The sequence below is a fragment of the Affinundibacterium amnicola genome (assembly GCF_014284275.1).
In the GTDB taxonomy this organism is placed as follows: domain Bacteria; phylum Pseudomonadota; class Gammaproteobacteria; order Burkholderiales; family Burkholderiaceae_D; genus Undibacterium; species Undibacterium amnicola.
This window is the reverse complement of record NZ_JACOFU010000006.1, coordinates 61,072-78,920: the sequence shown is the minus strand read 5'-3', so window position 1 is coordinate 78,920 and position 17,849 is coordinate 61,072. Positions and strand designations below refer to the sequence as shown.

Below are 17,849 nucleotides of genomic sequence, written 5' to 3'. Positions count from 1 at the left end.
GAACGCCCGTTGTTATTTTGGTCTGTGACCATGATTCAAATTTGTGATTAATTTATGCGTAAAGTTTTAGTTTGCTTCGTTGTAGTGAGTAGTTTATTTGCTGGTGTCTGCTTTGCCGACGGTGATCTAGACATGGATTTGATGCAAAACATTGAAGACTTGAATAAAAGCTTGTCTTCCAATTTGTCCTTAAAAGATGCTAAAGCATCGACCGCCGATGCCAAGGAGCTCAATCGCCTTTTTATTACGGTTGAAGAACACTTTATCAAACGCGGTGATGCGCAGAATGCCGTGGATTTATCCAAGAAAAGTAAGGACTTAACCGTAGAAATTCTCACGGCGGTCAGCGCGAATAAGTTTGATGCTGCCACCGATTCAGCCACCAACTTGTCGCGAACTTGCCGCACCTGCCACACTTTTTACAAGAAAGAATAAACATGGGCTTGCGTATCGTCAGGCAATGGCAGGCCTTTTCTTTTATCGTCGGGATTCTTGTTCTACTTCCGCAAATCGTACTCGCACAAAAAAAATACGCAACGCCAAAAGCGAAAGCATCGGCTAGCACACCAAACTTACGTGTTGGCAATGCAGAGGCAGGTTTCGCAAAAGCTGACAATGAACGCTGCATGGAATGTCATGGTGTCGATGGACAAGGCCACGGTCATGTAGACGGTGCTGGCAAGATCGTTAAATTTGCCAAGCTAGCTGGGCAAGATGTCGCGTATATGTTTAAGCAGCTTCAAGACTTTCGCAGCGGTGCCAGAAAAGATGATTTTATGAAGATGATGGCCACTAGCATCAGCGACGACGATGCCATCGATATTCTTGCTTACTTCTCTGCACAAAAACCCATGCGAGGCGAGGCGAATCAAGAGTCGTCCCAGAACCTAGGTCAACAGCTATTTGAACAAGGTGACAGTCAGCGCAGCATCGTCGCCTGTATCAGTTGTCACAGCAAAGCAGCAGGACGCAGCGCGCCGCTTTTACACGGACAAGAATGGCGCTATCTGCAAAAACAGATGTTGGACTGGCGTAGTGGTCAACGTCGCAATGACCACAGCGGTGTCATGAATAAATCACTGCAAGCACTGAAAGACCATGAAATTGATAGTTTGGCGAGTTATTTAGCGAATGCCCGATAAATCGTTAAGCGAAAAAACAAGCGAAATTCTCACCACATTTTTAAAAAGAGCACATGATGAAATCCCTATTCTATAAAACCGCGACCAGCACTCTCGTCGGCTTAGCAATCGCTAGTTCAGCCATCGCCGCACTCAAAGAAGGCCAGACTGCACCCGACTTCACGACAAAGGCATCCTTCGCAGGTAAGGCATTTAGCTATTCCTTAAAAGAGCAATTAAAGAAAGGCACGGTCGTCGTTTACTTCTATCCATCGGCCTACACCAACGGTTGCAATATTCAGGCACATAGTTTCGCAGAGAGTGCCGAGAAATTTAAAGCAGCTGGTGCCAGCATCGTTGGCGTGTCCTTAGACAGCATAGAACGCTTAAATGATTTCTCGGCTGATCCAGATTTTTGCGCAGGAAAAATCTCCGTCGCTTCAGACGCTGATGGCAAGATCGCTAAATCCTATGAGCTGACCATTCGTGAAGCACAAGCGGGCCGCAAGGATAGTCGTGGTAAAGATTTAGACCATGGATTCGCCGAACGCACGACCTTCATCATCACACCCGATGGCAAGATTAATGCCACGGTCGGTGGTGTGTCGCCATTTGAAAACGTCGAAAAAAGCTTAGCCATTGTGCAAAAAATCGCTGCCAAAAAATCTTAAGGAAACCCGACATGCATACTCACAATTGGAAAAACCGCGCAGCACTCGCCTTCGTCATTTCTAGCATCGCCGCTGGTGCGCCTATCCATGCACAAGAAGTCACGCCAGCCATCACAGGCGTCGTCCATGCAGGTACCAAAATCGAATTGATCAAAGAAGGCTTCAAAGGTACCGAAGGCCCGGTGCGTCATCCCGATGGCAGTTTCTTATTCACTGAAACGCAGGACAATCGCATCACGCGCATTGCAGAAGACGGCAGCACCAGTAATTTTCTCAGCAATACGAATGGATCCAATGGTTTAGGATTCACCGCGAATGGCGATTTGTACGCAGTTCAAGTTCTGGAAACACGTGTTGGTATCGTTTATCCGCCAGAGCGTGCTCGCACCTTGGCCGACAACTACGAGGGTTTAAAATTTGGCCGCCCAAATGATCTGGTGGTCAGCAGTAAAGGCGTTGTCTATTTCACAGATTCTGGTGCCAATGGACCAGTCAAGCCAGACCCAACGATAACCGCGAAACCCGCGGTATATAAGATCGATGCGAAAGGACAATTGAGCCGCATCGCCAGCGACATTGAGCGTCCGAACGGCATACAACTGAGCCCAGATGAAAAAACACTCTACGTTGCCAATACGCTAGGTGAACATGTCTTGGCCTATACACTCAATAGCGATGGCAGCATAGGCGAACGCCGCCATTTTGCCAAACTCGCAGGCTGGCGTAGAACCGACAATGGCTTTAGCAGCGGTGCCGATGGTTTGGCTATCGATGGCGCAGGTCGCTTGTATGTCGCGACGAATGCTGGCATCGAAGTCTTCAGTCCACATGGTGAAGCGCAGGGTGTCATCGTGCTACCTAAGAGTCCACAAAACATCGCCTTCGCTGGTAAGAATAAAGATGCTCTGTACGCCGTTGGTCGCGGCTCTGCTTATCGGATTCAGACTTTGACGACAGGCTTTAGTGGTCGTGCAAAGTAATCGCTACTTCACTTACTCATTTTCACCATCACGTCGTGCTGTGGAGACGCGGCGTGTTTTTCAAGCTTCATCACTTTTTAATTTCAAATTAGGAGAACTTATGCCGCAACTAAAAAAAATCCTCGCACCTTTGCTGACGATCGCGATACTTTCAGGATCGGCTGTCGCGGTGGCACAAAACGCACCAAAACCAGAGCAATTAATTAAATGGCGGCAGTCAGCGTTTCAAGTTATTGCTTGGAATAATGGGCGCGTTAAGGCAAACGTCGAAGGTACTTATAACAAAGAGGAAGTGGTAAAAGCTGCTAACACGATTGCTGCGGTGGCGAATGCTGGTTTAGGTTCTTTATTTGCACCTGGCAGTGATAAGGGTAAGGGCTGGCATGATACATCGACCAAACCAGAAGCTTTTACGGATAAGCGTTTTGGTGAATTGGCGGGTAACTTTATTAAAGAAGCCAATGAATTGGCGAAGGTTGCAGCTAATAGTGATCAGGCTGCTGTGAAGGCGCAGTTTGGGGCTTTGGGCAAGACTTGTAAGGCTTGTCATGATGATTTTAAGACTAAGGATTAAGACACTTTTCTTCCTCTAAATTTTAGAGTTTGTTTTAACTTCTCCCGATCTCATCGTTCACAGGTCGGGTGTGGCCCGACAGCCAATTACCTTTTTTGCTTCGCCAAAAAAGGTAATCCAAAAAAGGCGACCGTAGACTCGCCCCTACGGGGTGCTTACGCTACGCTCCAGCATAATTTGTGCATCACAAAAAATGGGAAAGTGTTGAAACTCGCCTTCGGCTCAAACAACAACACTTTCTTATCCATTTTCTGTGACGCACAAATTACATCGTCTCAAACGGAGGTAGGTCAAAAGCGAATTCAAAAACAACCCCAACATCAAAACAATCGGTATCAACGGGCAGTCAATTTCCTATCAGCTGTTGTAGGTCGTTGTTTTTGACTTTCATCCACATCTGACACTGCCAATTGTGCAGGGCAGAAAATGGATAAAGAAAGTGTTGCTGTTTGAGCGAAGCGAGTTTCAACACTTTCCCATTTTTTGTCCTGCACAATTGGGAACCCGAAGGGCAGTGGCAGCGTGGTCGCCTTTCTTTGCTCACTTTCTTTGGCGAAGCAAAGAAAGTGAGTGGCTGTCGGGCCACACCCGACCTCAGAACTTAAAGAAACAAAGAAAGTATTCAAAACCAAAGACCCCAAAAATGCAGAAAACCAAAAACAAAAAACGCAGAGCCACCCCCACGAGACTCTGCGTTTTCAAGTAAGGTGACAACTCACCCCAAGCAAACAATTACACTATTTTTTACTCTGATAAATCTTATCAAACTCAGCCCCATCATCAAAAAACTTCTTCTGAATTTGCTTCCACCCACCAAACACATCCTCAATCGTAAATAAGCTCACCGGCTTAAAATTGGCCGCATATTTTTTTGCAGCCAGCTCAGAGCGTGGGCGCAGGTAATGTTTTGCGATAATTTCTTGCCCGGCTTCTGAATACAGAAATTGCAAATAAGCTGTCGCCTGCTTACGGTTGCCAAGTTTATCAACGACTTTATCAACCACCGCAACAGGCGATTCTGCAAGGATGGAAATCTTTGGATAGACCACATCAAAGTTATCGCCAAATTCTTGTTTAATCAATTGCACTTCGTTTTCAAAAGTGACCAGTACATCGCCAATTTCACGTTGCGTAAATGTGGTTGTTGCACCGCGACCACCGCCATCTAACACAGGAACATTTTTAAAAATACGTTCCGTCAATTGACGAGCTTGCGCTTCGTTACCGCCGGCTTTAATCACCGAGCCCCATGCGCCCAAATAAGAATAGCGTCCATTGCCAGAAGTTTTTGGATTGGGAATAATGATTTTTAAATCGGCCTTACCCAGATCTTCCCACGACGCGATTTTCTTAGGATTTCCTTTACGCGTTAAGAACACCATGGTCGAATAAAATGGCGAAGAATTATTCGGAAATGCTTTATTCCATGTGGCTGGCACCAAGCCTTTTTCCGCCAGAATATCAATATCACTAGCCTGATTCATCGTTACCACACCAGCGTCAAGACCATCGATCACCGAACGCGCTTGTTTACTGGAACCGCCATGCGATTGATTGATCACGATGGTTTCGCCGGTCTTCTTTTTCCATTCAGCGACAAATGCCGGATTGATATCCTTGAATAATTCACGGGTCACGTCATATGAAGCATTCAAAATATTACCATTGCCCTGCGCCATACTAGGTGTGGTCCAAGCCAAGCCAGCCCCGACTAATAGAGCTGCGATCAAACTAACTCGGCGTAAACTTTGATTTTTCTGTATGACAGATTTTGCTAAAGCGTGACGATCAAGCATAAATGGACTCCTCAAGAATGAAGCTGCCATATTGCTAGGATTCTCTTATTAGGAAAACGAATTTTTTATTCTTTACATAGATAGAAAACGCATAAAGATAATCGACAAACACGAAACTGCTTTCATCAACAAGCAGATAAACATAGATGATTAACTTCCTTTGCTTCAGAAAATCATCGTTTTACACTAGCACTTTGTTTACTGACAGTGACTTATGGCTTTAACCGTCCACAACCTAACTTACTCGCGCGGCGAGCGACAACTTTTTTCCGATATTTCCTTCGATTTGCAAGCAGGCGAAAGCCTATGGGTAACCGGAAGCAACGGTGCTGGCAAGACCAGTTTACTGCGCCTCTTATGCGGATTAAGTTCAGCGCGGGCTGATGGAATATTGTGGAAAGGGCGCTTGATAAACGAAGACAGATATTTTTTTCATTCTGAATTACTGTATATCGGTCACCAATACGGTATTAAAGCTGATTTAAACGCTTTCGAAAATTTACACCACATCTCACAACTAAATGCGCGTCATGACACGCAAGCGCAGATCATCAACGCGCTGCTTGCGATCGGCCTATCAGCGCAAGTCAATTTGCCAGCGCGGGTCTTATCGCAAGGCCAGCAAAAACGTGTCGCGTTAGCCCGTTTGTTTTTACCAGACTTACCAACACTACTCATTTTAGATGAACCATTTAGCGCCTTAGACAATGCCAGCATCACTTTATTATTGACGCGCTTGGCTCAACATGTAGATCAAGGCGGTATCGTGGTGTACACCAGTCATCAAGAATTCAACTTTCACCAGTACGCATCGGTTGCCAGCAAGCGCCTGCATTTGGGAAGCTAAGTCATGTGGAAAAGCTTTATCAGCATCGTAAATAGAGACCTGCTATTAGCGTACCGACGACGTTCGGATGTGCTGACATCACTATTTTTCTTTGTAATCGTGTGTACATTATTCCCACTAGGCATCGGCTCTGAAATCGCTATATTGCGCGGTATCGCACCCGGCATTATTTGGGTGGCGGCATTATTGGCATCGATGTTGTCACTGCATCGCTTATTCGTCCAAGATGCGGAAGATGGCAGCCTGGAATATTTATTGTTATCGTCTGAGCCTTTGGTCGTGCTAGTCTTGGGAAAATTATTGGCACACTGGTTGATTGCAGGTCTCCCCTTGCTTTTGATCGCACCTGTGTTGGCCTTATTGTTTGATTTGCCTGGGATTGCGATCACGCATCTGCTACTAGCTTTGTTACTCGGTACGCCCAGCCTTAGTCTCTTGGGTGGCATAGGTGCGGCATTAACCTTAGGCTTACGCGGCGGTGGTATATTGATTTCTCTTTTGATCTTGCCCTTGTTTATTCCTGTCTTAATTTTTGGTAGCGGCGCAGTGCATGCGGATTTAATTGGGCTGTCAGCCGAACCGTATTTGTATTTATTGGCAGCGATATTTACGGGTTCTTTGGTGCTCAGTCCGTGGCTGATTGCTTTAGCATTGCGGATTCATTATGAATGATGCTGACTATTTACCATAGAATCCAGCAAACTCTTTCGTCTACTAATCCTAGGGATGTTGATATCAGCTAGATGATTATGCTAATGCTCAACCACAATTAATTGTTCCATCATCCGACAGTAACTACTCTCAAAAAATAAAAAACCTCCGGCTCAAACGAATTGATGCCGAAGGCTGTACGACATTGTAAGCTACTATTGTTGCCCGATATAAGCCTGTAAATCAGCAAGACCAACCGCCTTTGCTCCATGTAAGCCAGCAATTGTCTCAACATCTAAACGCAGTTTCTTGATGTTACTGTACAAATTCACAGAGAAAGGATTCGCTGGAACCGGAATCGGCGTACCAGCTGCTGGTGGATTAAAGGCATCCGCTTGAATCAATATTTTTTCAGCTGGAAGATAAACTAAAGCGAAAGCATCGTTGTGACTGTTGCCAGCAATTGAATGCACTTCAATCTTGCGCTTACCGTCATTCAACACCAATTTGCCTTTGAAGGTTTTAAACAGTGCAGCTTTCTTAGAGCGATCTAAATTGTCTGGATTAATGCTATGTGGCGCGGCCCAGATCCTTTGGTAGTAAGAGAGATTCTGCTCTTCCGTCAAAATAATACTGCCTTCATCGACGTAGGTGCGCAAACCACCAGCGTGATCAAAGTGCGCATGTGAGTTGACTAAGAACTTGATTGGTTTACCGGGTATGGCTTCTTTCACCTTTGCGATCACCGCCAACGAGCGAGCTTCATTCAATGGTGCTTCGACCACAACGATATGATCAGTCTGTTCAATCGCCACACTATTGTGGGTGCCACCAGTCAAGTGAAACACACCGTCAGCAAGCTTGACAGCATTCACTGTGATAGCAGGCGCTTTGAAATCAACAACATTCTGCGGCGCACTGAGATTGAAGTCAGTGTTCGCTTTCACCTCGTCGATATTGAGTTTAAGGACTGGGAATCCACCTTGCAGACGTACAATCTGACTTGGGAAAGAGACACCAGAAAAATCTTTGTAAGCACTAAATTTGGTCTCGATCAAAGTGTCACCGAGTACAGGATTATCGATCCAAGTCTTGATACTTTCGACTTGATTCTTGGCGTTGATGATGCCGACATAGCGATATTTTTCATTCACTTTGAAAGACACTTCAACCCCGGATTTGAGATTTTTACTAGTCGCATTATTGACCAACGCGGCTTTCAAAAAACCTTGTGGCGTTGACCAAATTTCGGCAGTACGTTCTTCTACAGCTGCAGGTTGTGCGCTAGCCGTTGGCGCACTCGCGTTCACAGGTGTCGCCAAACTCCATGCGTAATTGCCTTGTACGTATTGATCTGGACGTTGCTCAACCGGCGTCGGGCGATCACGGCCTTTTTCTATGCTTTGCTTACGCACGATTTGCACGCGTGCCGCAGCATCATCGAAATTGATACTGGCTTTGTAACTACTTAAATCAAATTGTGGCCAAGCTAATTTTGGATGCGGTGCCTGACCGAATTGATACCAATAGCCTGTGCCAGAAAATTCTATGTTTTTGGTATTAGTAGCGTTGAGTTGCGATGCTGCGGTTTGCAGATCAGCGGCGGATACAATTTGACTAGAGAGTGCAATAGTTACGGCAGCAACTAGCGTAGAGAGTTTGGCATTTTTCATGAAGTTCCTTACTGTTGAAAGAGGTAAAAAAAGTTTTCCTCTCTGCAAACTGCAAAAACCATACCAAGCTATTTCATCTTTTTCCAATATATGTCGTTCAATTCCGTGCACCAAAATGGATGCGCTGTTGATTTTTGCGCTTTCGCGAATTTAACTCTGTTCAAATCAAAACAACAGGAATCTATTAATAGGACAACCTCAATGGATGATATGTCTATCGAACAGATATTCGAAAGTTGATGCATAAGCATATTTGAATAAATTCGCATACTTTTTTTCATCGCTTCGCTATAGTTCTTTCGTCTCCCCCAGTTCTCCCCAAGAATTGGTTTTTGCCCATGTCTTCGGACGTGGGCTATTTTTTTTGCTCTGATTTTTATGCGAAAAACGTACATGAATATATCGATTTTGAATGGATTCAATTTGTCATGACAACAGCATTGCCATCAGCTTCAACGAAAATCAATTTGTGGTTACGCTTTGCTGCACCACAAGCTGTTTTCCCGTGGCTGTATCCTTTAGTGATTAGCAGTTTTTTGATCGCCATGGTCGCTGGCATAGTCGGTTTATATATCGGCTTTTTTGTCGCGCCTGAAGATCACCAACAGGGTCAGGTATATCGAATTATTTTCATTCATGTGCCAACGGCATGGCTGTCGATGCTGATTTATCTTGCGATGTGTTTCTGGGCGATCTTGGGCTTGGTACTCAATACCCGCCTATCTAGCATGATGGCACAAGCTTTAGCGCCGACCGGCGCGCTCATGACGGTTCTTGCCTTATGGACTGGTGCTCTGTGGGGACGCCCCACTTGGGGTGCTTGGTGGGTTTGGGACGCACGTTTGACGTCAGAATTAATTCTTCTATTTTTGTATTTAGGATTCATCGCTTTGCATGCTGCGATTGATGATAAGCGACGAGCGGATAAGGCTAGCGCCATATTAGCGATCGTTGGCGTGGTGAATGTACCTGTTATTTATTTTTCCGTAGTGTGGTGGAACACCTTGCATCAAGGTGCTTCGGTAAGTTTGAAGAGCGCACCGACCATGGCAGCCAGTATGTTAACTGGAATGTTAGTAATGACTGTGTCGATATGGGCCTATGCGATTGCCATTAGTTTGTGGCGATTACGGGCAATTATTCTAGAGCGAGAAAATCAAGCGCCCTGGTTGACACAGACATTACAGCAAACTTGTTCGTGTACATATCGAACAGAAGGATCACATCATGAGCTGGCTTAGCTACCAAGACTTTTTTGCGATGGGCGGGTATGGACTTTATGTTTGGGGCTCGTACAGTGTCTTCTTTAGCTTCATCATCTGGGAAGTACTCTATGTTTTTTCCCGCAATCGGGCAGCCATAAAATTACATTGCGCACAGCAAAAATTGTCGCCGCAACGCGCCTTAGAACAAGACCAAGCGTTTGAGCGAGTCGTCGCAGCAACTGCAGAAAAATCAAGAACAGTTTTGACTCATTACGATGTCCTCAGTCAGAACCAAGCGAGCCAACTGCGATGAATGATCTGGTAAAAAAGCCTCTCAAGACACGTCATAAACGTCTGTTGCTAGTGGTCGCTGGTTTGAGCTTATTGGGATTGGCGGCATGGTTTGTTTTGTCGGCGTTTCGAAAAAATTTGGTGTTCTTTTTTACGCCAAGTCAGGTGATCAATGGTGAAGCACCTCAGCAGAGTTCGTTTCGGATTGGCGGCATGGTGGAACAAGGTAGTTTGCAGCGCTCGGCGGATGGCGTGACCGTGCAATTTGTGATTACCGATAAAGTACAAAAAATCGAGGCACGGTATCGTGGCATTTTGCCGGACTTGTTTAAGGAAGGTAAGGGCGTGGTAGCGCAAGGAAAACTGGATGCGAAATCGATATTCGTCGCCGACTTGGTGTTAGCAAAACACGATGAAAACTATATGCCGCCGGAAGCTAAATATGCCTTGGATCAGGCTGAGCAGGCTCAAAAGAATAAGAATTAATAATTCGCGACCAACTGGGTGTTTAAACATCCCCTCTCCCGCTAGCGGGAGAGGGCTAGGGTGAGGGTGGTTCGGCTGCTGCGATGTATTTGTAAGATTGAAGCATGTAAAGCGTCGACAAAAAATGGTGCCTTCTAATGATTTTGTTCAAACCTTAAGCTCCCTCATCCCCGTCCCTTCTCCCGCTTGCGGGAGAAGGGAGTTTCAAACTAAAACTGTCAAGAAAATTATTCCGGACAGCATTGAGATCAAGTCCTGTATGACACCAAATAGTCTAAGAAATTGCAATACAAATTTTCTGAATCGATCCAATACCGCAAAACAGTTTCACTCAATCTAGCCTTCAATTCAAAAACATATGCTGCCAGAACTAGGTAATTTCTCTTTAATTTTGGCTCTCTGCCTCGCCAGTGTTTTAGCCGTCGCACCCTTGATTGGCGTTTGGCGTGGAGATGCTCACTTGCTTGCTTTGGCGCGGCCGTTGGCATGGGGCCAGTGGCTATTTTCCGTATTCGCCTTTGTTTTTTTGGTGACCGCCTTTATACAAAATGATTTTTCGGTCAGCTACGTCGCACACAATTCCAACTCGCGTTTACCTGTGTATTTTCGTGTCGCTGCGAGTTGGGGTGGACATGAAGGATCACTCTTATTGTGGATATTAATTCTGACATCATGGACGGCGGCAGTTGCTCACTATAGTCGTCAATTGAGTGAAGATTTGGTAGCGCGTGTGTTGGCGGTGATGGGTTGGATTAACATCGGGTTTCTGAGCTTTACCTTGTTCACCTCCAATCCTTTTTCACGGACGATACCTGCTGCTTTCGATGGGCGCGATCTGAATCCATTGCTGCAAGACTTTGGCATGATCTTTCACCCACCTTTGCTATACATGGGCTATGTTGGTTTCTCCGTTGCTTTCGCTTTTGCCATCGCTGGTTTATTGCGTGGTCAGTTGGATGAAACTTGGGCACGCTGGTCACGTCCTTGGACTTTGGTGGCATGGGCATTTCTCACATTAGGCATTTTCCTTGGCAGCTTCTGGGCTTACTACGAACTCGGTTGGGGCGGTTGGTGGTTTTGGGATGCCGTAGAGAATGCGTCGTTTATGCCTTGGCTATTAGGCACCGCGTTGATACACAGTTTAGCGGTTAGTGAAAAGCGTGCCAGCTTCAAAAGCTGGACTGTGTTACTAGCCATACTATGTTTTTCACTGTCTTTGCTGGGCACCTTCTTGGTTCGCTCCGGCGTCTTGACCTCAGTGCATGCGTTCGCGTCAGATCCACGACGTGGTCTTTTCATTTTAGTTTTTTTGGTGCTAGTAGTTGGTGGTTCACTGAGCCTATATGCTTGGCGTGCGCCGCAGCTGGGTGGTGGCAAAGGTTTTCATTGGTTCTCGCGTGATGCTGGTTTATTGTTGAATAACTTGTTTCTGTTTGTAGCCGCAGCGGCAATCTTGTTAGGGACTTTGTATCCGCTATTCTTAGACGCTTTGAACCTAGGGAAGATGTCTGTAGGACCGCCCTACTTCGATGCCGTGTTTGTGCCATTGATGTTACCGATTTTGTTTTTGCTGGGGGTGGGACCCTATTTGTCATGGAAGCAAACGAGTATTAGAAAAATCTTTTCGGCTTTACAGTGGATGATTGTTCTGAGCCTCATATTTGCAGTTTTGATTTGGTCGATACTTAAATATTCACCGCTCCTTGTACTAAGTTTGAGTCTGGCGGTCTGGATAAGCTTAGCGACCTTAAACCATGTACTTCAACGCCTGCGGCAATCACAAACAGATTCGCCCTTATGGCGGCGATGCCAAAGTTTCGGCGCTAGCTATTGGGGCATGATCATCGCGCATTTGGGCATTGCGGTATTTCTAACTGGCGTTAGTTTAGTCAAAGGTTTGGAACAAGGTCGCGAATTCAGCTTAGGCGTTGGCGAGCACGTAGAGATAGCCGGACTGCGTTTTAATTTTGACGATCTGCGCAAAGTGAACGGACCGAACTTCGTCGCTGTACGTGCCAGTTTTAAAGTAATGCAGGAAGGGAAATCGATTACGACATTGAAACCTGAACGACGCATCTACACGGTGCAAAACATGCCGATGACAGAAGCAGCGATAGATCGTGGATTCTTCCGCGATCTGTATGTCTCTTTGGGCGAAGCGACGAAAGATGATCGTTGGGTCGTGAAGATACAGATCAAACCTTTCATTAGCTGGATTTGGGCGGGCTGTATTCTGATTGCACTTGGTGGCTTTATCGCCGCTGCTGATCGACGTTATCGTCGCTCGCAATCAGCGAAGGAGACCACGAAATGAAACGTTTTCTCTGGCCTTTGCTGATATTTTTATCCCTCGCCTTTTTTCTTGGTTTAGGTTTGATCAGCTCATCACGCGACAATGCGCAAGAACTGCCTTCTCCGTTGATTGGCAAAGCATCACCTCACTTTTCATTACCACGCTTAGACCAACTAGAGAAAATCGCAACACCGCAAGACTTGGCCGGTCAAGTTTGGCTACTCAATGTCTGGGCTTCTTGGTGCGTTTCTTGCCGTGAAGAGCACCCAGTGTTATTGCGCTTCGCTAGGCAGCATCAAGTTCCCTTAATTGGTCTAAATTACAAAGACAAAGTGGATGCGGCAGAAGCATGGCTCAATCAATTTGGCAATCCTTATCTGTGGTCTGTCATCGACGCGGACGGACGTGTCGGCATCGACTATGGTGTGTATGGCGTACCAGAAAGCTTTGTGATTGATAAGCGTGGTGTGATACGGCTTAAGCACGTCGGTGTGCTAACGGACTCGGTTGTAAATAACAAACTTCTGCCTTTGATTGCGAAGCTAGAAAATGAATAAATTCGCTCCATTCATGAAGCAACTATGTGCTCTAACATGCAGTTTGATCATTGTTGCTAGCCCTGTTTTTGCACAACAACCATCCAAGCTTGAACAGCGTGTGCTAAGTATCACGGAAGAACTACGCTGCCTGGTTTGTCAAAATCAAAGCATTGCAGATTCGCATGCAGAACTCGCAGTGCAATTAAAATCTCAAGTGCGTGAACAGCTAAAACAAGGTCGTAGCGACACGGAAGTACGCGACTATATGGTGCAACGCTATGGCGATTTCGTACTGTATCGACCACCGGTGCAAAGCTCAACCTGGCTATTGTGGTTTGGCCCCGCCCTATTTCTTTTGATTGCTGCTAGTGTCTTGATGAACAAGTTCAGACAAGCGCAACATCGTTTGCGAACTGAATCAGATGAAGACACAATGAATGACTCAGTTAGTGACTTAGACATCAATTCAGAGGAGCAAAGATCATGACCTTATTTTCCTTAAGCGCTTTATTTCTGTTACTGATAGCCCTGAGCTTTATTGTGTTTGGCTTACGTCGCGCCGAAAACGGTCAATCCATTTTTTCTGAGGACGACACGGTAGCAAACGAATCCACTTCCAGCAAAACACAAAGTCTCTGCTTACTTCTGACTATCAGCGTGATTTTTCTTGCGAGTTTTCTATACGCCATCGTTGGCAATCCGAAAGCTATCGACGCTGCAAAAGCGAAAGACACCGAGGCAATTGCACCGTTCACCAGCTTGGCAGCCGACGCACAAATGACGCCAGAAAAGATTGAAGCAATGGTAGCGGGTTTAGCTAAAAAAATGGAAAGCAATCCCGACGATGCCAAAGGCTGGCGCATGCTGGCGCGTTCGTATGAGACCTTGCGCCGTTTTCCTCAAGCGATAGAAGCATATAAAAATCTAGTGCGTATTCAGCCCAATGATGCAGAGATTTGGACGGATTATGCGGTGACTTTAGCAATGGCTAGTTCGCAAACCCTAGTCGGCGAACCAGAACAATTAATCGCACGCGCTTTGCGTATCGATCCAAATTATGTACAAGCTTTGGCGCTCTATGGCAGTGCTGCATTTGAGCATAAAGACTATGCCGTGGCAATCACGACTTGGAAGAACATTCTTAAAAATGCTGAGCCAGATTCCGATATCGCACGCTCAATTCAAGCCGGGATTGATAAGGCGGAATTGATGCAACGAGAATCAGCACAATAAAATAACTTTACTAGAAAAACTCATTAAGCAGCGTCCATCTGTTTTGATCGACCTGCGATCTCCAAGAGGCTACGTAACTCTTCCAAACCAGAATTCCATTCAGTATGACCTGATGCCGTATTAATGTGACCAGCGGCGACCAGATACACCACGCTAGAACCCCAGGTAGCCGAAAATTTCTCGGCACGTATTCGATCACAAAATGGATCATTGGTGCTCGCGATCACACGGCTTGAAAATGGTAATGCCAGTTGTGGTAATGGAGCAAAACTGCCTAGGGTGCTCGGCGCATTCTCTCTTTCGACATCAGCAGGCGCAACGAGTAAGGCTGCATGAATCTTCTGCGGGAAGTTTGCCGCGTAATGAGCGACGGTAGCGCAACCCAGACTATGAGCGATCACCACCACAGGTTTAGCGCATTGCCCAATCGCCGTATCCAAACCATCAAGCCAGTCTTTTAGTGCTGGCTCTTCCCAATCTTTATTGGCAACGCGTTTGGCATCGAGCACACGTTCCCAATGCGTTTGCCAATGATCGCTACCCGAGTTTTTCCACCCGGGTTGTATGATGAAGTCATAGTCAGAAAAATTGTCCACGCTTATACCTCCCAAAACGCTGGTTTCACAAAATACATTCAAAGAATATTGTAAACCCACAAATGCAAAAAAATCCCTCCAAAAAAACTGGAAGGATTCCCCAAAAAAACACACCACCTACTTCCGAGCATTAGCCAATCGCCGCACCACAGCAATCAAACGATCAATCTCCTCACAAGTATTATAAAAAGCAAACGAAGGCCGTACTGTCGCCTCCACCCCAAATCGACGCAAAATTGGTTGCGCGCAATGATGTCCAGAACGTACTGCAATGCCCTCTTCATTCAAAGCCTTACCTACCTCTTCGGTAGAATACCCAGCCAACACAAACGACGCTACACTCGCTTTCTCGTGCGCTGTACCGATTAGGCGCACGCCAGGAATCGTTTTCAGTCCTTGGGTCGCATACTCAAGTAAAGCATGCTCATACAAGGCGATTTTCTCTAATCCCAGTTTTTGCACATAATCAATCGCTGCGCCTAAACCGACAGCATCAGCGATATTCCCAGTACCCGCTTCGAAACGCGCTGGTGCAGCGTGATACTGCGTGCGTTCGAAAGTCACATCGACAATCATATTGCCGCCACCCTGCCATGGTGGCAATTGATCGAGCAAGGCCTGCTTACCATACACCACACCGATGCCTGTTGGACCAAATACTTTATGGCCGGAGAACACATAAAAATCCGCATCGAGTGCTTGCACATTGACCGCCAAATGCGACACGGCTTGCGCACCATCAATCAAGACTTTCGCGCCAGCCCTATGTGCGATGGCGATAATTTCTTGAACCGGCGTTACCGTACCCAATGCATTAGATACTTGCGTAACAGCGACTAACTTGGTGCGATGGTTGAGTAACTTACGATACTCGTCCAACAAAATTTGTCCACTATCATCAACAGGAATCACCCGAATCACCGCGCCTTTTTCAGCCGCTAATTGTTGCCACGGCACGATGTTGGCATGATGCTCTAAATGTGAAACGATAATTTCATCGCCAGCGCCAATAAACTTCTTCCCAAAAGTTTGTGCGACCAGATTGATTGCTTCGGTTGCTCCACGTACAAAGATAATTTCATTGGTCGAAGCCGCACCAAGAAAATTCGCGACCTTTTGACGTGCCGCTTCATAGGCATCGGTCGCACGTGCCGCTAATTCGTGTGCTGCTCGATGAATATTCGAGTTTTCATGTTCGTAAAAATAGCTAATACGATCAATCACACTTTGCGGCTTTTGCGTCGTCGCCGCATTGTCGAACCAGACCAATGGTTTGCCATTCACACGTTCCGCTAAAATCGGAAAATCACTACGTACCGCATTGATGTCAAACGGTGCTTGTACGCCACTGTGTTGCAGACGAATGGCAGGTGCTTGATCCCAATAAAACTGATTAGCCTGCTCAAAATAGAAACTGGATGCTGGATTTTGTTTCAAGGACACTAGAGTTGGGGTATAAGCTGTTTGCGCCAGTGTAGATGACTCGTCCCTTGATCTCGGCTGTCCTTGCAAATGAAGCTGCCCAGGCAAACCAAAACTTTGTGCCACCACAGATTGATCAGCTTTCCCTGTTGCCAAACCCGCCAGCGTATCTAATTGGTGATCGCTGCTACCGTATTGATTGTCCGCTGACAGAAAATAGTAGGCCTGCTCGCTGGGGTGTGCAGCAAGTCCGTGATGTGGTAAAGCAGCAGCAAAATCGACAGGTACGCCTTGCGCAATCGCGGCTGTAGTGACAGATGCCGGCGTTCCCGATTGAGCTAGCTGTGGTTCGATAAGGGGAACACTGGCAGCATGACTGCGTGGAGTAGTTGGGCTAGAACTGGCCGCCGAGCCGCCAATAAAGTGACTCGCCATTTGTGCCGCGCCGGGAATATTCGCAAAGAACTCACCCGCCAATCGATTCAAGGTCGCCTCATCAATCGGCGACCCGCCTATATCACCAGTTTGGTGATCACTACGATTACTTGTAGGTGTCAGGATAGTCATGGTATTTACCGATCTCTACGTCATCCAAAACTGCAATCGCATCGTCTGTCAAAATCGCTAATGAGCAATACAAGGAAATCAAATAAGATGAAATCGCATTGCGATTAATGCCCATGAAACGCACAGACAAACCTGGACTTTGTTCGCCTGCCAAACCTGGTTGGAACAAACCGACCACGCCCTGACGTTTTTCACCTACGCGCAATAAAATGATCTTGGTCTTGCCGTCTTCGATCGGCAATTTATCGGAAGGCACTAGAGGAATACCGCGCCATGTCAAAAATTGCGAACCGAACAAACTGACGGTTGGCGGTGGCACACCACGACGCGTACATTCACGACCAAATGCGGCAATCGCCAATGGATGCGCAAGGAAGAAACCTGGCTCTTTCCACACTTTAGTAATCAAATCATCAAAGTCGTCAGGCGTCGGTGCGCCTGTCAAAGTTGAGATGCGCTGTTCATCGGCGACATTCGCTAACAAGCCGTAATCCGGATTATTGATCAGCTCACTTTCTTGCCGCTCTTTGATGGTCTCGACAGTCAGACGCAATTGCTCTTTAATCTGATCATGTGGGCTGCTATACAGATCAGAAATTCGGGTATGAACATCGAGCACGGTTGACACCGCGTTCAGGAAATATTCACGCGGTTGCTCGTCGTAATCGACGAAAGTTTGCGGTAATTCCGATTCATCACGTTGTGAGCAAGCCACTCTTACATCACGTGGATTCTTCACTTTATTTAGACGGTAAATACCAGCCTCTACTGGCAACCACTGCAAAAGATGTACCAGCCAGCGTGGCGAAATGGTGGAAAGCTGGGCAACGGTCTTAGTTGCATTGGCTAGTTGACGCGCGGCGTTATCGCTGAGCGCTTGATTCGGAATCGGTAAATCTGACAT

20 protein-coding genes are annotated in these 17,849 nt (G+C 46.4%); 14 read left to right on the top strand and 6 right to left on the bottom strand.

What is annotated here, in order from left to right; all coding sequences use genetic code 11:
- Window positions 1–54 precede the first annotated feature (54 nt).
- The 5 genes from H8K33_RS14550 to H8K33_RS14530 all read left to right on the top strand — a co-directional run bounded on the left by H8K33_RS14550 (window position 55) and on the right by H8K33_RS14530 (window position 3,346).
- The gene (locus H8K33_RS14550; RefSeq protein WP_186891776.1) at window positions 55–435 is read left to right on the top strand and encodes a hypothetical protein; all 381 of its coding nucleotides are present in this window, start codon (window positions 55–57) and stop codon (window positions 433–435) included.
- 2 nt (window positions 436–437) lie between these two features.
- Window positions 438–1,142, top strand: a complete 705-nt coding sequence (locus H8K33_RS14545) for a c-type cytochrome (protein WP_186891775.1) — start codon at window positions 438–440, stop codon at window positions 1,140–1,142.
- 53 nt (window positions 1,143–1,195) lie between these two features.
- The gene (locus tag H8K33_RS14540; RefSeq protein WP_246443634.1) at window positions 1,196–1,792 is read left to right on the top strand and encodes a peroxiredoxin; all 597 of its coding nucleotides are present in this window, start codon (window positions 1,196–1,198) and stop codon (window positions 1,790–1,792) included.
- An 11-nt stretch (window positions 1,793–1,803) separates the two neighbouring features.
- A complete protein-coding gene (locus tag H8K33_RS14535; protein ID WP_186891773.1) occupies window positions 1,804–2,772 on the top strand; it encodes an SMP-30/gluconolactonase/LRE family protein in 969 nt (322 codons plus the stop codon).
- Window positions 2,773–2,872: 100 nt separating this feature from the next.
- Window positions 2,873–3,346, top strand: a complete 474-nt coding sequence (locus H8K33_RS14530) for a c-type cytochrome (RefSeq protein ID WP_186891772.1) — start codon at window positions 2,873–2,875, stop codon at window positions 3,344–3,346.
- Window positions 3,347–3,681: 335 nt separating this feature from the next.
- Here H8K33_RS14530 and H8K33_RS14525 read toward each other — a convergent pair whose 3' ends face one another.
- Complete coding sequence (locus H8K33_RS14525) at window positions 3,682–3,972, bottom strand: hypothetical protein (RefSeq protein ID WP_186891771.1); 291 nt, start codon at window positions 3,970–3,972, stop codon at window positions 3,682–3,684.
- A 111-nt stretch (window positions 3,973–4,083) separates the two neighbouring features.
- Complete coding sequence (locus tag H8K33_RS14520) at window positions 4,084–5,142, bottom strand: sulfate ABC transporter substrate-binding protein (RefSeq protein ID WP_186891770.1); 1,059 nt, start codon at window positions 5,140–5,142, stop codon at window positions 4,084–4,086.
- Window positions 5,143–5,356: 214 nt separating this feature from the next.
- Here H8K33_RS14520 and ccmA point away from each other — a divergent pair, with 214 nt between their 5' ends.
- Both ccmA and ccmB read left to right on the top strand, forming a co-directional pair.
- Entirely contained in the window at window positions 5,357–5,989 is a 633-nt protein-coding gene (gene ccmA / locus H8K33_RS14515; protein ID WP_186891769.1) for a cytochrome c biogenesis heme-transporting ATPase CcmA, read from the top strand.
- A 3-nt stretch (window positions 5,990–5,992) separates the two neighbouring features.
- Entirely contained in the window at window positions 5,993–6,661 is a 669-nt protein-coding gene (gene ccmB, locus H8K33_RS14510; protein ID WP_186891768.1) for a heme exporter protein CcmB, read from the top strand.
- Between the two features lie 194 nt (window positions 6,662–6,855).
- Here the strand turns inward: ccmB and H8K33_RS14505 are convergent, their stop codons facing one another.
- Complete coding sequence (locus H8K33_RS14505; protein WP_186891767.1) at window positions 6,856–8,313, bottom strand: MBL fold metallo-hydrolase; 1,458 nt, start codon at window positions 8,311–8,313, stop codon at window positions 6,856–6,858.
- Between the two features lie 428 nt (window positions 8,314–8,741).
- Between H8K33_RS14505 and ccmC the strand changes: the two genes are divergently transcribed.
- The 7 genes from ccmC (at window position 8,742) to H8K33_RS14470 (ending at window position 14,360) form a co-directional block, all read left to right on the top strand.
- Window positions 8,742–9,554 carry a heme ABC transporter permease CcmC gene (gene ccmC / locus H8K33_RS14500; RefSeq protein ID WP_186891766.1) on the top strand — a complete coding sequence of 271 codons (813 nt, stop codon included), beginning with the start codon at window positions 8,742–8,744 and terminating at the stop codon, window positions 9,552–9,554.
- Window positions 9,541–9,831 carry a heme exporter protein CcmD gene (gene ccmD, locus H8K33_RS14495; RefSeq protein WP_186891765.1) on the top strand — a complete coding sequence of 97 codons (291 nt, stop codon included), beginning with the start codon at window positions 9,541–9,543 and terminating at the stop codon, window positions 9,829–9,831. Before ccmC ends, ccmD begins: the two co-directional genes overlap by 14 nt.
- Window positions 9,828–10,295, top strand: coding sequence for a cytochrome c maturation protein CcmE (ccmE, locus tag H8K33_RS14490; RefSeq protein ID WP_186891764.1), 468 nt, complete (start codon window positions 9,828–9,830; stop codon window positions 10,293–10,295). The genes ccmD and ccmE overlap by 4 nt, the downstream gene beginning before the upstream one ends.
- 358 nt (window positions 10,296–10,653) lie before the next feature.
- Window positions 10,654–12,609: a heme lyase CcmF/NrfE family subunit gene (locus H8K33_RS14485; RefSeq protein WP_186891763.1), complete on the top strand. Its 1,956-nt coding sequence runs from the start codon at window positions 10,654–10,656 to the stop codon at window positions 12,607–12,609.
- Entirely contained in the window at window positions 12,606–13,145 is a 540-nt protein-coding gene (locus tag H8K33_RS14480) for a DsbE family thiol:disulfide interchange protein (RefSeq protein ID WP_186891762.1), read from the top strand. Before H8K33_RS14485 ends, H8K33_RS14480 begins: the two co-directional genes overlap by 4 nt.
- Window positions 13,138–13,614 (top strand): cytochrome c-type biogenesis protein, encoded by a 477-nt coding sequence (locus H8K33_RS14475; RefSeq protein ID WP_246443632.1) that lies wholly within the window; start codon window positions 13,138–13,140, stop codon window positions 13,612–13,614. The genes H8K33_RS14480 and H8K33_RS14475 overlap by 8 nt, the downstream gene beginning before the upstream one ends.
- The gene (locus tag H8K33_RS14470; RefSeq protein WP_186891761.1) at window positions 13,611–14,360 is read left to right on the top strand and encodes a tetratricopeptide repeat protein; all 750 of its coding nucleotides are present in this window, start codon (window positions 13,611–13,613) and stop codon (window positions 14,358–14,360) included. The genes H8K33_RS14475 and H8K33_RS14470 overlap by 4 nt, the downstream gene beginning before the upstream one ends.
- 23 nt (window positions 14,361–14,383) lie before the next feature.
- Here H8K33_RS14470 and H8K33_RS14465 read toward each other — a convergent pair whose 3' ends face one another.
- From H8K33_RS14465 to H8K33_RS14455, 3 genes are all read right to left on the bottom strand, one after another.
- Window positions 14,384–14,956, bottom strand: a complete 573-nt coding sequence (locus H8K33_RS14465) for an alpha/beta fold hydrolase (protein ID WP_186891760.1) — start codon at window positions 14,954–14,956, stop codon at window positions 14,384–14,386.
- A gap of 117 nt (window positions 14,957–15,073) precedes the next feature.
- Window positions 15,074–16,945, bottom strand: coding sequence for a family 2A encapsulin nanocompartment cargo protein cysteine desulfurase (locus tag H8K33_RS14460; RefSeq protein WP_186891759.1), 1,872 nt, complete (start codon window positions 16,943–16,945; stop codon window positions 15,074–15,076).
- Complete coding sequence (locus tag H8K33_RS14455) at window positions 16,920–17,849, bottom strand: family 2A encapsulin nanocompartment shell protein (RefSeq protein WP_186891758.1); 930 nt, start codon at window positions 17,847–17,849, stop codon at window positions 16,920–16,922. Before H8K33_RS14455 ends, H8K33_RS14460 begins: the two co-directional genes overlap by 26 nt.